The organism is Rhodopseudomonas pentothenatexigens (assembly GCF_900218015.1).
Taxonomy (GTDB): domain Bacteria; phylum Pseudomonadota; class Alphaproteobacteria; order Rhizobiales; family Xanthobacteraceae; genus Rhodopseudomonas; species Rhodopseudomonas pentothenatexigens.
The window spans coordinates 150,222-162,880 of sequence record NZ_UFQQ01000011.1; the positions used below are offsets into that span (position 1 = coordinate 150,222).

The 12,659-nt window shown below is 66.1% G+C and carries 11 protein-coding genes; 8 read left to right on the plus strand and 3 right to left on the minus strand.

The annotated features are described in order from the left end of the window. Window positions 1-99: 99 nt before the first annotated feature. A complete protein-coding gene (locus DWA33_RS12480; protein WP_114358409.1) occupies window positions 100-1,521 on the plus strand; it encodes a sensor histidine kinase in 1,422 nt (473 codons plus the stop codon). A 10-nt stretch (window positions 1,522-1,531) separates the two neighbouring features. Here the strand turns inward: DWA33_RS12480 and DWA33_RS12485 are convergent, their stop codons facing one another. After that, on the minus strand, window positions 1,532-3,826 hold the full coding sequence (locus tag DWA33_RS12485; RefSeq protein WP_114358410.1) for a CHASE2 domain-containing protein: 2,295 nt from the start codon (window positions 3,824-3,826) through the stop codon (window positions 1,532-1,534). Window positions 3,827-3,961: 135 nt separating this feature from the next. On the opposite strand from DWA33_RS12485, the gene DWA33_RS12490 reads away from it, so the two are divergent. After that, window positions 3,962-4,423: a hypothetical protein gene (locus tag DWA33_RS12490; protein ID WP_116080221.1), complete on the plus strand. Its 462-nt coding sequence runs from the start codon at window positions 3,962-3,964 to the stop codon at window positions 4,421-4,423. A 22-nt stretch (window positions 4,424-4,445) separates the two neighbouring features. Here DWA33_RS12490 and DWA33_RS12495 read toward each other — a convergent pair whose 3' ends face one another. Further along, on the minus strand, window positions 4,446-6,155 hold the full coding sequence (locus DWA33_RS12495) for a FecR family protein (RefSeq protein ID WP_114358412.1): 1,710 nt from the start codon (window positions 6,153-6,155) through the stop codon (window positions 4,446-4,448). A gap of 11 nt (window positions 6,156-6,166) precedes the next feature. Next, the gene (locus DWA33_RS12500) at window positions 6,167-7,474 is read right to left on the minus strand and encodes a tetratricopeptide repeat protein (protein ID WP_181902408.1); all 1,308 of its coding nucleotides are present in this window, start codon (window positions 7,472-7,474) and stop codon (window positions 6,167-6,169) included. A gap of 314 nt (window positions 7,475-7,788) precedes the next feature. Between DWA33_RS12500 and DWA33_RS12505 the strand changes: the two genes are divergently transcribed. The 6 genes from DWA33_RS12505 (at window position 7,789) to DWA33_RS12530 (ending at window position 12,649) form a co-directional block, all read left to right on the plus strand. Continuing rightward, entirely contained in the window at window positions 7,789-8,247 is a 459-nt protein-coding gene (locus tag DWA33_RS12505) for an SRPBCC family protein (RefSeq protein ID WP_114358413.1), read from the plus strand. A 343-nt stretch (window positions 8,248-8,590) separates the two neighbouring features. Beyond that, complete coding sequence (locus DWA33_RS12510; protein WP_114358460.1) at window positions 8,591-8,971, plus strand: XRE family transcriptional regulator; 381 nt, start codon at window positions 8,591-8,593, stop codon at window positions 8,969-8,971. Beyond that, entirely contained in the window at window positions 8,964-9,878 is a 915-nt protein-coding gene (locus DWA33_RS12515; protein WP_114358414.1) for an ABC-three component system protein, read from the plus strand. Before DWA33_RS12510 ends, DWA33_RS12515 begins: the two co-directional genes overlap by 8 nt. Next, window positions 9,875-10,120 (plus strand): ABC-three component system middle component 6, encoded by a 246-nt coding sequence (locus DWA33_RS12520; protein ID WP_114358415.1) that lies wholly within the window; start codon window positions 9,875-9,877, stop codon window positions 10,118-10,120. The genes DWA33_RS12515 and DWA33_RS12520 overlap by 4 nt, the downstream gene beginning before the upstream one ends. Next, window positions 10,117-11,880 (plus strand): ABC-three component system protein, encoded by a 1,764-nt coding sequence (locus DWA33_RS12525; protein ID WP_114358416.1) that lies wholly within the window; start codon window positions 10,117-10,119, stop codon window positions 11,878-11,880. The genes DWA33_RS12520 and DWA33_RS12525 overlap by 4 nt, the downstream gene beginning before the upstream one ends. 310 nt (window positions 11,881-12,190) lie before the next feature. Next, window positions 12,191-12,649 (plus strand): SRPBCC family protein, encoded by a 459-nt coding sequence (locus DWA33_RS12530; protein WP_114358417.1) that lies wholly within the window; start codon window positions 12,191-12,193, stop codon window positions 12,647-12,649. Window positions 12,650-12,659 lie beyond the last annotated feature (10 nt).

Below are 12,659 nucleotides of genomic sequence, written 5' to 3' on the forward strand. Positions count from 1 at the left end.
CTGCCCACGCCACACTAGAACAAATCTACCAGTCTGATGCGGATTCAATCCGTAACGGATTTGCTCTAGGGTATTCGGGTCGTGTGTGCGTGAGTGGCGATGTCGCGAAAATCATTATCAACAGGCGTTCTCGGACCGTGGCTGCTGGGTGCCACCCTGCTGCTGTTCATCGTCATCGCCGGCGCGCTGGTGCTCAACCTGATGCGGCTGCGCGACAGCTTTTCGTGGGTGCAGCAGACCAATGAGGCGCTGCTGGCGCTGTCGGGGATCCAGCAGGCGGTGCTGGAAGCCGAAACCAGCGAGCGCGGCTACCTGCTGACCGGCGTCGAAACCTATCGCGACAGCTACAGTCGCGCCCGCGAGGCGCTGGCGACGCGTCTCGACAGTCTGCGCGCGGTGCTCGCCGACAATCCCGAGCAGATTGCCCACATCGACGAGTTGCGGCTGCTCACCGACATGCGCATGGCGCAGCTCGGCCGCGTCGTCGAACTCGGCCCCGAGCGGATGCGCGAGGCGCTCGACATTCTCGAGCAGGCCCGCGTCGACCGGCTGACCGAGCGGATCGAGACCAGCCTGACGACACTGACCCGCGCCGAGCAGGCGCTGCTGATCCAGCGGCTGTCGCGCCACGACCGCGAAAGCCTCGCCGCCGCGCTGATCACCGCCTGTCTGTTGATCCTCGCCGTCGGCAGCGCCGCGATCGCCGCGTTTCTGATCGAGCATCAGCGCGCGGTGGCGCGGCAGCAGGAGGCCGACCAGCGGCTGCAGGCGCTGCAGGCCGAGCTGCTGCGGGTCGCCCGGCTCAGCACCATGGGCGAGATGTCGAGCGCGCTGGCGCACGAGCTCAATCAGCCGCTCGCCGCAGTCACCAACTACGTGCAGGGTTCGCGCCGGCTGATCGAGGCCAGCAGCCATCCCGACAAGGGCAAGATCAGCACCGCGCTCGACAAGGCGGCGCAGCAGACGCTACGCGCCGGCGCGGTGATCCAGCGGCTGCGCGAATTCGTCGGCCGCGGCGAGACCGACAAGACCATCGAGAGCCTGCGCGCGATCGCCGAGGACGCGCTCGCCCTCGCCTCGGTGCTGACCCGCGACCGCCCGGTCGACGTCGCGCTGGCGCTGGATCCCGCGATCGACCGCGTGCTGGTCGACAAGGTCCAGGTGCAGCAGGTGTTCCTCAACCTGATCCGCAACGCCTTCGAGGCGATGTGGGAGCAGCGCGACCGCCGCCTGACGATCGGCAGCCGGCTGGTCGAGGACGACATGGTCGAGGTGGTGGTGGCCGACACCGGCCCCGGGCTGGACTCGCTGATCGCCGAGCGGATCTTCCAGCCGTTCGCCACCACCAAGGCGGACGGCATGGGGGTCGGCCTGTCGATCTCCCAGACCATCATCCAGGCCCATGGCGGTTCGATCAGGGCCGAGCCGTCGCCGGGTGGCGGCACGCTGTTCCGTTTCACCCTGCCCTGCGCCGACCCGCCGCGCCAGCAGGCCATTTTCAGCCCCTACGCGGCGGAATAGCGCGCGCCAACTAACCGTCGGCGCGGTTCAGAACCGGATGGGGCGTGGCCGCCAGCATCGCCACGCGCCGCGCGAGGTGATCAAACAGTCCGGCCAGCGCCGGCGGCGCGGCGGCGCGGCACGCCTCGAGCGTGGTGTGGGCGCGGGTTGCGTCGTGCGCCGCCAGCGCGTCGAGCAGACCGCGGTGCAGCCGCTGCAATTCGGCGAAGACGTCCGAGGCCGCATAGCTCTCGTCGCCGGCGAGCGCGTACAGCCGGGTCGGCCGCGACTTGCCCTTCAGCATGATCTCGCCGGCTTCCAGCAGCGCCAAGCCCGGCGCGGCGCGTGCGACCTCTTCGGACACCAACAGATCGGTGCCGAACTCCTTGGACGCGCTCTCGATCCGCGCCGCGACGTTGACCACGTCGCCCATCGCCGAATAGTTGAAGCGCTTCTCCGAGCCCATGTTGCCGACGCAGGCGACGCCGGTGTTGAGGCCGACGCCGATCCGCACCACCGGATCGGCGAGCCCGCGGGCCGCGAAGCCGAACGCGTCGGCGTCGTTGAGCTGGTCGACCACCGTGCGCATCTTCAGCGCGGCGCGGCAGGCGCGCGCGGCGTGATCCGGCACGTCGACCGGGGCGTTCCAGAACGCCATGATCGAATCGCCGATGTACTTGTCGATGGTGCCGAGCTCGTCCTGGATCGCATCCGACAGCGGCGACAGCAGGGTGTTGATGAAATCGACCAGCTCGGTCGCACTCAGCGTCTCCGAGATCGGCGTGAAGCCGCGCACGTCCATGAACATCACGCTGAGCTCGCGCTGCTCGCCGCCGAGGCGCAGCCCGTCCGGCGCGCGTTCGAGCTGGGCGAGCAGATCCGGCGCCAGATATTGCCCGAACGCCTGGCGCACGAACTTCTTCTCGCGGTCGGAGGCGGTGTGCAGCACCCGCTCGACCGCGATGTAGGTCAACAGCGTCGCCAGCGACGGATACACCGGATCGATCAGCAGCCGGAACTGCGAGAACGCGATCCACGAGCCGCCGATCGCGCCGACGAACACCAGGCCGCAGGCGACCAGCGAGAACCGCGCCCCGGCGAGCAGCACCAGCGCCGCCACCAGCGAGCCGAGCAGCAGCGTCATCACGATCTCGAAGCCGCGCGCCCAATCTGGGCGTTCGAGAAATTCCTGCGACACGATCTGTTCGATCATCTGCGCCTGGATCGCGACCCCGGGCATCACCTGCCCGATCGCCGTGGCGCGGGCATCGACCAGCCCCGACGCAGTGGTGCCGACCAGCACGATGGTGCCTTCGAGCCGGTCGCGCATTCGCTCGGTCTGCGCCGGGTCGAGCACGTCCTTGGCCGAGACGTAGCGCTCCGGATCGTCGCGGGTGTAGTACAGCCAAACCTCGCCGTCGTCGGTCAGCGGCAGCTTGAACTGACCGACCCGCATGTCGACCAGCGCCGCATGGCCGGTGTCGTCGTCGCCCGACGCGCCGGTGCCGCGCACGATCACGCCCTTCTGGCCCTGCGCGACCCGCAGCGCTTCGACCGCGAGGCTCGGATACACCCGGGCTCCGTCCGACATCAGCATCGGCAGCCGCCGCACCACGCCGGAGCGGTCGCGCGCCGACAGGTTGATCGCGCCGATCCCGGACGCCGCCTCGTCGAGCATCGGCAGATTGGCGACCGCGCCGCGGAACGGCGGCAGCACCGTGGTCGGGGTGATGCCGACGAACGCCAGCCCGGTCTTCACCGACGGCCGGGTGTCGTTGGGGCGCCGGGTCGCGGCGAAGCCGAGCACGGCGCCGGTCCGCTGCATCGCCTCGGCGAAGCTCGCATCGTGATCCGGCAGGCTCTTCAGCAGCGCCACCGCGCGGTCGCGGTCGGGCAGATCGGACGCCGCCAGATCGGCGATCAGCCGCTCCGGCGTGGTGCGGTCGGGCTCGGAGAAGATGATGTCGTAGGCGATCACGCCGGCGCCGAGCTCGCCGAGCCGCTTGGTCAACGCCGCCAGCCGCGTCCGCGGCCACGGCCACTGGCCGAACGCCGCGAGCGAGGTCTCGTCGATGTCGACGATCCGCACCGGCAGATCCGGCGCAGGCTGCCGCGGCTGCAGCCGCTGATAGGCGTCGAAGGCGCGCTCCTTGGTCTCGGTGACGATCCGCGGCTCGTAGGTGCGCAAGGCGGTGAGCGCGAGCAGCATCAGCAGCGCCGCCGCCGCCGCGCGCATGTACTTGCCGCGGGCGAGCCAGCGCAGCCGCACCAGGCCGCGCGCGGCCCGGACCAGCACCGGATGGGCGGAGCGGCTCAGCAGACGCATGGCGCAAGCGGCCGGCGCTCGGCTCGGCTGGGATCGATGCCGGGATCGGGGAACTGGTCCATCGGCGCGACGTTAGCAGATTGCAGGGCGGACCGGGAGCACCGGCCACGCCCGCGCCCGGCGCGGAGGCAGCGCGTGCTGCGCCGCGGCGACGATCAGGAGGATCACGCCATGGGACCGCACCGCTCCCGTCTCCGGCTCACCGCACCGCTGGCTCTGCTGCTCGCCGCCCCGGTCGGATTTGGCGCGGTCTACGCGGTGCCGCTGCTGGGTCATACAGACCGGCCGCTGCAGCGCCTCGCCGACGAGGCGGCATTGGCCGGCGTCCGCGCGCTCGCCGCCAGCGCGCCACTGACCGAGCAGCGCCGCACCGCGGTATCGACAGCGGCCGCACAGCGCGTGCTGGGTGACCGTCCGGCCGCCGTAACGGCCAGCGCGCCCTCCGCCGACACGCTCGAAGTTTCCGTCGAAGTCACCGACCAGACGACCCGGCAGCGCGCCAGCGCCACCGCCCGCTACGTGCCGCCGAGCGCCGGCCGGATCGATCAGCAGTCGGCCGCCATCGGCCGCCACGCCGGGCCGCCGGCTCACATGTAAGCACGGCAATTTCAGGCCGCGCTCACTGCATCTTGGCGGCGAAGATGCCGGCGCCGAGATAGCTCGGCCCGCTGAGCGAGACGCTGCCGCCCATCTCGCCGACCGGACCGGCGACGCCGCGGAAGAACGAACCGTCCACCGCCATATTGCGGCCACCGACATTGCCGGCGAGCGTGCCGCCGAACGCGGTCGAGCCTTGCAGCAGCGACACCTGCCCGGTGTAGTTGGTGCCGTCGAGGCCGGTGACCGAGACCTGCCCGGTGCGGGTGCCGAAATTCACGGTGTTGTTGAAGGCACCAGCCGCGTAATAGCTGCTGCCGGCGTTCTCGATCGCGGCGGCGACGTGGCCCGCATAGGTCGCCTGCCCGCTCAGCGGCACCTCGCCGGCGGTGGTCGGGCGGCCGGCGACCCAGAAGCCGTGGGCGAAGTCCTTGTACGGACCCTGGTCGCTGACGCTGCTCCAGAACCCCCATTTGGTGTAGTCGCAGTCGCACGGCGAGACGTTGCCGAAGCCGTATTCCGAGACGTATTGCTGCGCCATGTCGCGCGACAGCGACACCATCACGCCGGTGTGGTTGGTGATCGGCGCGTTGTCGATCTTGGAGACGATCTCGCCGTTCCTGCGGATCGCCGGCCCGGCGGCGAAGTTCGACGAGTCGTAATAGCCGCCCTGCGCGTCTTCGTTCGTATCGAGAAAGCCGAACTGATAGTTGAACGATCCCGGCAGATACTGGCCTTGCTGACCGTGCGACACCGTGCCGTCGAAATTCGCCTGGACCCGGCGCCTGGTGCTGTCGATCCCCACCGTGGCGGTCCCGGTGTACGGACCGACCGAGGAACCGCCGTACGAGTAGCTGCCCGAGGTCAGCCACGCCGTCATCAGGCCGCCGATGAACCCGACCAGGGACTCGCTGTGCTGCGACTCCGTCTGCTGCACCGCCGCTTGCTGGGTCGAGGTCTGGATCGTCTGGTTGAGGTTCGACGCCACCTGATTGATCTGCGGCAGCGGCGTCGGCGGCGGCTGCGGGGTCAGCGAGCCCGCGACCGAGCCGTTCGGGCTGCCGGTGGCCCGCGCTTCGGCGCGCTGCACATTGCCGCGCGAGGCGGTGCCCTGCCCGGCGCCGCCGCTCTGGCCGGGCGCGCTCTGGAACGAGCGGATCAGATTCTGCACGAAGTTCGGCGGCGGCGGGGCCGGCGGCGACGGCGGCTGGGCGCCGCCGGGGGTCTGGGTGAATTCGCCGGCGCCGAGCGTCACGGTGCCGCCTTGCGTCGTCACCGTGGAATTGCCGTAGCCGGCGAACACGAAGCCCGGGCCGATCATCGCCACGCCGCCGCGGATGCCGATGGTCGCCGAGGCGGTCTTGATCTCGGCGTCGCCGGTGTGGCTGATCTGGCCGCCGACGAAGCGCAGCGCGCCCTTGCCGAGCCGCGCCGCCAGCTTGCCGCTGCCGGCGTTCGGATCATAGACGTATTCGTCGATCGTCAGATCGCTGTTCGGGCCGATCGTCATCGAGGTCTTGTCGATGAACAGGATCTGCACCGAGCCCTTGTCGGTGGTCTTGATCCGCTCCTTGTGGGTGATCGACGCGCCGATCGAGATCGTGCGCAGATTGGCGGTGGCGGCGGGGTTCACCGCCGAGGCCTTGCCGACCTCCTGGGCGATCGCGACCTTCGCCCCGCCCCCGGCTGCGATCAGCGCGGCGGCTCCGATCATCCATCCCGACAGACGCATCGCGAGCCTCCTCAGAAACGCACCGTCGGGCCCATCGAGGCCGACAGGTTGTTGGTGCGATAGTTCGGCAGGTTGGAGTCGATCTTGGTGTACAGCACCTGGGTGCGCAGCCCGACATTGCCGGCGATCTGCGCATCGAGGATCGCGCCGTAGCGATATTCGTCCTCGCGCCGCGCCGTGGTCGGATCGACGATGAAGTTCGGCGCATCGTAGGTCGAGCGGCTGTAGCCGATCGTCGGGGCCACCACGAACTGATGCGGCTGGCCGAACACCGGCACCACGAACTGGACCGGGAACGCCATGTCGATCGAATAGCGCTTGTAGCTGTTGTAGTCGGCGACCGCCTTGTTGACGTCGTAGCCGCCGCGCGTGGTCCAGTGCACCGGCCCGAACCTGAAGTCGGTGGTGATCGCCGCGGTCGTCAGGTCGCCGGTCTGGGTGCCGGCGGTCGGATAGTAGGTGGAGTCGCTGAACTTGCGATGCCGGGTCTCGACATAGCCTTCGATCAGGCCGTTGTCGCCGATCGTCGAGCGCGCCGACAGGCCGCCGCCGAGCGCGCTGAAATAGCTGTAGTCGCCGAGCCAGACCTTGTCGCCGATCGCGTAGTATTTGAACGAGGCGCTCTGGCCGAGCCCGACACGGTGGCCGATGGTGCCTTCGAGCAGGCCGAGATTGAACTGGCTCTGGGTGAATTGCCGCGAATTGTAGCCGAGGAAGGTGGTCTCGATCGCGTCGCCACGCAGATTGAGCTTGTAGGCGTAGGCGGCGGTAATGGTCTGGAACGCATTCCAATCCGGCTTGCGGCCGAACCGCGGATCGAGGATCGCGTCCTGGCCGAGCGCGCGCACCTGGAGCGAGTTCGGGCCGATATTGGCGTTGGTCTGATAGCGCATGCCGCCGTGCATGAACACGCTGTATTCGTGTTTGGACATCCGGCGGTCGATCTCGGCGAGATACGCCATCACCTGGGCGCGGATGTCGTCCGGCACGTTGCCGCCCTTGATCGCGTCGGCCAGATAGCCGCGCGCGATCTCGTAGGACGCCAGCTTGAAATACAGCACGCCGAGTTCGAGCTTCACCCGGGGCAGGTCGGGATTGAAGAACAGCATCCGCTCCAGCGCGCCGATCGCCGCCTCGTAGTCGCCGCGCTCGACCGCCGCATGGGCGAACGTGAAGCTGACGTCGAGATTCGCCGGCTGCTGATACATCTGATTGAACAGCGCGTCGTAGCCCTGCTGCACCACGGCTGCCGGCGTCGGCTTCGCCTCCTGCGCCGACGCGCCGGAGACGGCGATCAACATCGCCGCCACAGCGCTCATCCCTGTCGCCTTCAATCGCACGCCGCACCCCGAAATCATCTGATCTGGAAACCGTTTGCTCGTTGGCCGAGCTAATTGGTCGGGATTTTGCGGGAGGCGTTCGCCCGGCGGTATCTTTTTTTCCGCGAAGGCACCGCAATTGCACCCCGCCGTTGCCTTTTTGCCACGTGAAATGCCGGAAATGTCCCGAAACAGAACGGAACCGGCAATTCGCGCAAGAATTGAGCGGCCTTGCGATGAATAGTCCCGCCTCACCCGCCCCGACGGCGCCGCCCGAACCGCGGCCGCCGCGCAACCCTCGATGAGGAATCCGGATGTCCACCACCGCCGCGACCGCCACCTCGCCGTTCGAAATCCGCCATGCAGTGGTGATCGCCGCGCCGCCCGAAACCGTGTTCGACTACGTCACCAACCCCAGGTCGTGGCCGGAATGGCTGCCCTCCTCGCACGCGCTGGACTGCGACGACCGCCCGATGGGGTTCGGCGACACCTTCCACGAACACTGGTCGACCCGCACCGGCCCGGTCGATCTCGACTGGCTGGTGATCGCCTGCGACCGCCCGACGCTGTGGATCGGCATGGCCACCACCAGTTTCATGGGCCCGGTGGTGGTGCACTACACGTTCGAAGCCGTGGCCGGCGGCACCCGCTTCACCCGCATCCTGCGCAATCCGGCACGGCCGAAACCGCCGACGCCGGAGATGGTCGAGCGGATGAGCGCGGAGGCCGAGCTGGGGCTCGGGAATATCAAGAAGATCGTGGAGCGGCGGTGAGCCGACCGGAGAAGCGGCGGCCAACAGGGTCGACACGCCCTAATGGCCGCCATGGGCGAGAAGCGGAATTACAGACGCGACCGTTCTTAGATTGAAAGTTTCGCGCCGCGCCGGGTGATGATGAGAAGTACGTTCACGCTGTAGCCCTCCTTTAAGAGGGGTTCGGGTGCTCGGAGTTCGGAATCTTGCATCCTGTCAAGGGATAGATAGGCATCACACCATTGACATGAATATAGCTTCAGGGCTATGCACGTGAGCACGTCCGACGCGGGATCTCGTTATGGGGGGCTCTCGGAGGGGGTTGGCCTGATACGACTAACACTCATCAAGAATGGACAGCAGGATGGGCCGGAGCCGCAACGATATCATTGCCGTCCTTCCTCTTGATCAGCAGGTCGCGGGCGAAGCCTACCATGACGCATTGAGGCAGGACGTCGACGGTTTGCGCGAACTGCGCCAGATAGTGGGCAAGGCGCAAGCGGACATCGCTTTCGCCCTCAACATTACCCAGCCTTCGGTCTCGAAGATCGAGAGGCAGACAGATATGCACCTCTCGACGCTGCGCAACTACGTGGAAGCTGTCGGGGGCGAACTGGAGCTGACCGTCAAACTGCCCAAACGGCCGGCGATGCGGATTCATCATCTGGGCGATCTTGCGCCGGTGGACGCGGTGCCAGCCCGGAAGAAGAGCGGCGATCCATCGCCAAGGCGGCGCCATGGATGAGCTGCAACGGTCCATTTACGTCGACCGCTTCCGTCTAGCCTTTCATACGAAGAAAGGCGCAGCCTTTCAGGATTGGTTCGTTCTTCTGGCGGGCTACGCCTTTGGCCCCGATTTCGAGGAAGTTCGCCCCTACGGACCCTATGGCGATCTGAAATGCGACGGCCGCCGGATCAGCTCCGGCTCGGTATTCCAGTGCTACGCGCCCGACGCCATGAAGGAAGCCGAGCTCATCGCCAAGGTCGATGCGGACTTCCACGGCGCACGCGCCCATTGGGGCGGTAATATGCAGGAATGGGTGTTCGTCCATAATGACGGGCGCGGACTTCCGCCGAACGCAGTCCAGCATCTCGACGGGCTTCGTCAGGCCCATGCGCCGCTTAAGATCGCAACTTGGTCGGAGCCGGAATTGCTCGATCTTGCCATGAAGCTCGATCTGTCGCCACTTCAGGCTCTCTTCGGTCCCGCGGCGTCGATCGCGATCGTGGATCGTCTCGTTATGGCCGATCTGGTGCCGATCATCGAGGCACTTCAGCGGCAGGAACCCAATCCGAGCGATCCGCCCCTGACGCCACCGTCACCCGAAAAGCTGGAGAAAAACGCCCTGTCCGAAGAATCGGACCTGTTCCTACGCATCGGTCGTCGGAAGTCGGCGCTCGTCGGAACCTTCTTCCGCAAAAGCCCGCGTCCCGATCTCGGCGAACGCATCGCCGAGGCTTTCCGTCTGCGCTACGCCGAGTTGAAGGCTTTTGACCTTTCGGCCGATACGATCTTCAAGCACCTTCAGGACTACGCTGGCTTCAACGGCGAGCCGACACGGCAAGGCGCGGCGCTGGCTGTCCTCGCCTATTTCTTCGATAGCTGCGACATCTTCGAAGATCCGATCGTCATTGCTGTGGAGGCACCATGATCCTCCCGACGAAGCATGTCCGTTCCGATCGCGCGTTGATCGGCGTAGGCGCCGAGGTTCTCGATATCCTCAAGCGGCCGATGACTATGTCGCGGCTGTGGGACGAGATGCGCGGACGGCGCTCGCTCCACGCACCCAACGCCCCGATTGATTATCAGTGGTTCATCCTGTCACTCGACCTGTTGTTTATGATCGGCGCAGTTGATTACGATCGAGGCTTGGTGCGGAGGGTCCAGTCATGATCCGCCGGTTCGGAAGCGACCTCTCGTCTTTCAAGACGCTGACTTTCAAACCCGGCCTGAACATCCTGCTGGCCGACAAGAGCGAAGGCGCGAACGATCGCCAGTCGAGGAATGGTGCTGGCAAAACTAGCTTCATCGAGCTGGTCCATTTCCTGTTCGGCGCCGATGCCCGGAAGGACAGCATCTTTCGCTCCGACGTGCTGTCGGCTTGGACGTTCGACGTCGTCGTCGACATCAAAGGAGACACTATCTCGGCCGCGCGCACCGGCACCAAGCCAAGCCGGATCGTGGTCAACGGTCCGGTGGAGATTTGGCCGATCTCGCCGCAGTTCGACAGCCGCGCCGGGATGTTCGAGCTCTCGAACGAGAACTGGAAGGCCAATCTCGGCCAGCTCTGGTTCGGCCTTCCGATTTCGGTTGAGGATGAAGCCGAGCGCTTCCACCCGTCGTTCCGCTCGCTCTTCTCCTATTTCGTCCGCCGTCAAAACAGCGGCGGCTTCCAGCAACCGATGCAGCATTCGGCGATGCAGCAGGCATGGGATCAGCAAGTCTCGATCTGCTACCTGCTCGGCCTCGACTGGAGCATCCCCGGCCGCTTTCAGGAGTTGCGCGCGCAGGAAAAGGTCGCGCAAGAATTACGCAAGGCCGCCCGCAGCGGCGACCTTGGCCGGTTCTTCGGTAAGGCGGCCGATCTCAGGACGAAGCTGACGATCGCCGAGGCACGCGCGGTGCGGCTGCGGCAGCAGCTTGAGACTTTCGAGGTCGTGCCGGAATATAAAGCGCTGGAGCGAGAGGCGAACGAAATCACGCGCGAAATTGATGGCATGAACGTGGAGAACGTAGTCGATGGCGATCTCCTTCAGCAGCTACGCGCCTCGCTGACCGACGAAGATGCGCCCGATCTGGGCGATGTCTCGAAGCTATATGCCGAGGCAGGGATCGTTCTGCCCGACATGGTGCGGCGGCGTTTCGACGAAGTTGAGCGTTTCCACCGGACAATCATCGAGAACCGGCGTGCGCATCTGGCAGCCGAGATCGCCTCCGCCGAGGCACGTGTTGCCGAACGCGATCAGCGCACTTTAGAGCGCGACCGGCGCCGTCGGCAGATCATGGGCGTGCTGCGCTCCGGCGGAGCATTGGAACACTACACTTCGCTACGCGAGGAAACCGGTCGGGCCGAAGCTGAGGTCGAGGGCCTTCGGCAACGTCTCGACACCGCTGAACGTATCGAGAGCACCAAGGCGGAACTCGACATCGAGCGCGCCAACCTGACCAAGTCGCTACGCGACGACATCCATGAGCGGGCTGACATCATCCGTGAAGCTATCCTTTCCTTCGAGTCGCTCTCTGAATCCCTTTACGAGAAGGCCGGCAGCCTGACGATTTCCGAAACCGGAAGCGGCCCCCAATTCGAGGTCCATATCGACGGACAACGAAGCAAGGGCATCACCAACATGCAGATATTCTGCTTCGATCTCATGTTGACGGAAATCAGCTTGAAGAACGGCCGCGGTCCCGGCTTCCTGATCCATGACAGCCATCTGTTCGACGGCGTAGACGAGCGGCAAGTGGCCAAAGCGCTGCAACTCGGCGCCGAACGTGCCGAAGCTGCGGGGTTTCAGTATATCGTCACGATGAACTCTGATGCGCTGCCGCAGGAGGGTTTCAAGCCTGGCTTTGATGTTCGCTCGCGCGTGATGGAGACGAAGCTGACTGACGCCACGGACACCGGGGGACTGTTTGGCTTGCGCTTTGAGTAGGCCGCTCACTTTGACCTATTCTTTGACGGAACTTGCTGGCGAGTCGCTCAAAGCGCCCGGACCTCGACGATCCGCCGCGGCGACGAGAAAAATCTCAATGCAGGCGGCTCCGCAACGGGACAAAAGGCGCAGAGGTCTGCAACGGGTCATTACCCGACATCGACTTAAGTACACTCTCCGGACCTGAAAGTCGCGCTTCGCTGCTCGTATCGGCCTGTGATCGGCTGCGCGGCTTCGCCAATCGCCGATGCACGTGCCGATCGCGCAGCCCGCACTGCAGCCGCCGCGCGACACCTGATGAGGAACCCGGATGTCCACCACCGCCGCGACCGCCACCTCGGCGTTCCAAATCCGTCATGCAATGGTGATCGCCGCGCCGCCGGAAACCGTGTTCGACTACGTCACTAACCCCAGGTCGTGGCCGGAATGGCTGCCCTCCTCCCACGCGCTCGACTGCGACGACCGCCCGATGGGGTTCGGCGACACTTTCCACGAACACTGGTCGACCCGCACCGGCCCGGTCGATCTCGACTGGCTGGTGATCGCCAGCGACCGCCCGACGCTGTGGATCGGCATGACCACCACCAGCTTCATGGGCCCGGTGGTGGTGCACTACACGTTCGAAGCTGTGGCCGGCGGCACCCGCTTCACCCGCATCCTGCGCAATCCGGCACGGCCGAAACCGCCGACGCCCGAGATGGTGGAGCGGATGAGCGCGGAGGCCGAGCTGGGGCTGGGGAATATCAAGAGGATTGTGGAGAGCAGATAGTTGGGCCGCG

Bases quoted from the DNA above. Each gene is read 5' to 3' on its own strand.
- DWA33_RS12480 (WP_114358409.1), top strand. From the start codon at position 100: ATGTCGCGAAAATCATTATCAACAGGCGTTCTCGGACCGTGGCTGCTG.
- DWA33_RS12485 (WP_114358410.1), bottom strand. From the start codon at position 3,826: ATGCGTCTGCTGAGCCGCTCCGCCCATCCGGTGCTGGTCCGGGCCGCG.
- DWA33_RS12495 (WP_114358412.1), bottom strand. From the start codon at position 6,155: ATGCGTCTGTCGGGATGGATGATCGGAGCCGCCGCGCTGATCGCAGCC.
- DWA33_RS12500 (WP_181902408.1), bottom strand. From the start codon at position 7,474: ATGAGCGCTGTGGCGGCGATGTTGATCGCCGTCTCCGGCGCGTCGGCG.
- DWA33_RS12505 (WP_114358413.1), top strand. From the start codon at position 7,789: ATGTCCACCACCGCCGCGACCGCCACCTCGCCGTTCGAAATCCGCCAT.
- DWA33_RS12510 (WP_114358460.1), top strand. From the start codon at position 8,591: ATGGGCCGGAGCCGCAACGATATCATTGCCGTCCTTCCTCTTGATCAG.
- DWA33_RS12515 (WP_114358414.1), top strand. From the start codon at position 8,964: ATGGATGAGCTGCAACGGTCCATTTACGTCGACCGCTTCCGTCTAGCC.
- DWA33_RS12520 (WP_114358415.1), top strand. From the start codon at position 9,875: ATGATCCTCCCGACGAAGCATGTCCGTTCCGATCGCGCGTTGATCGGC.
- DWA33_RS12525 (WP_114358416.1), top strand. From the start codon at position 10,117: ATGATCCGCCGGTTCGGAAGCGACCTCTCGTCTTTCAAGACGCTGACT.
- DWA33_RS12530 (WP_114358417.1), top strand. From the start codon at position 12,191: ATGTCCACCACCGCCGCGACCGCCACCTCGGCGTTCCAAATCCGTCAT.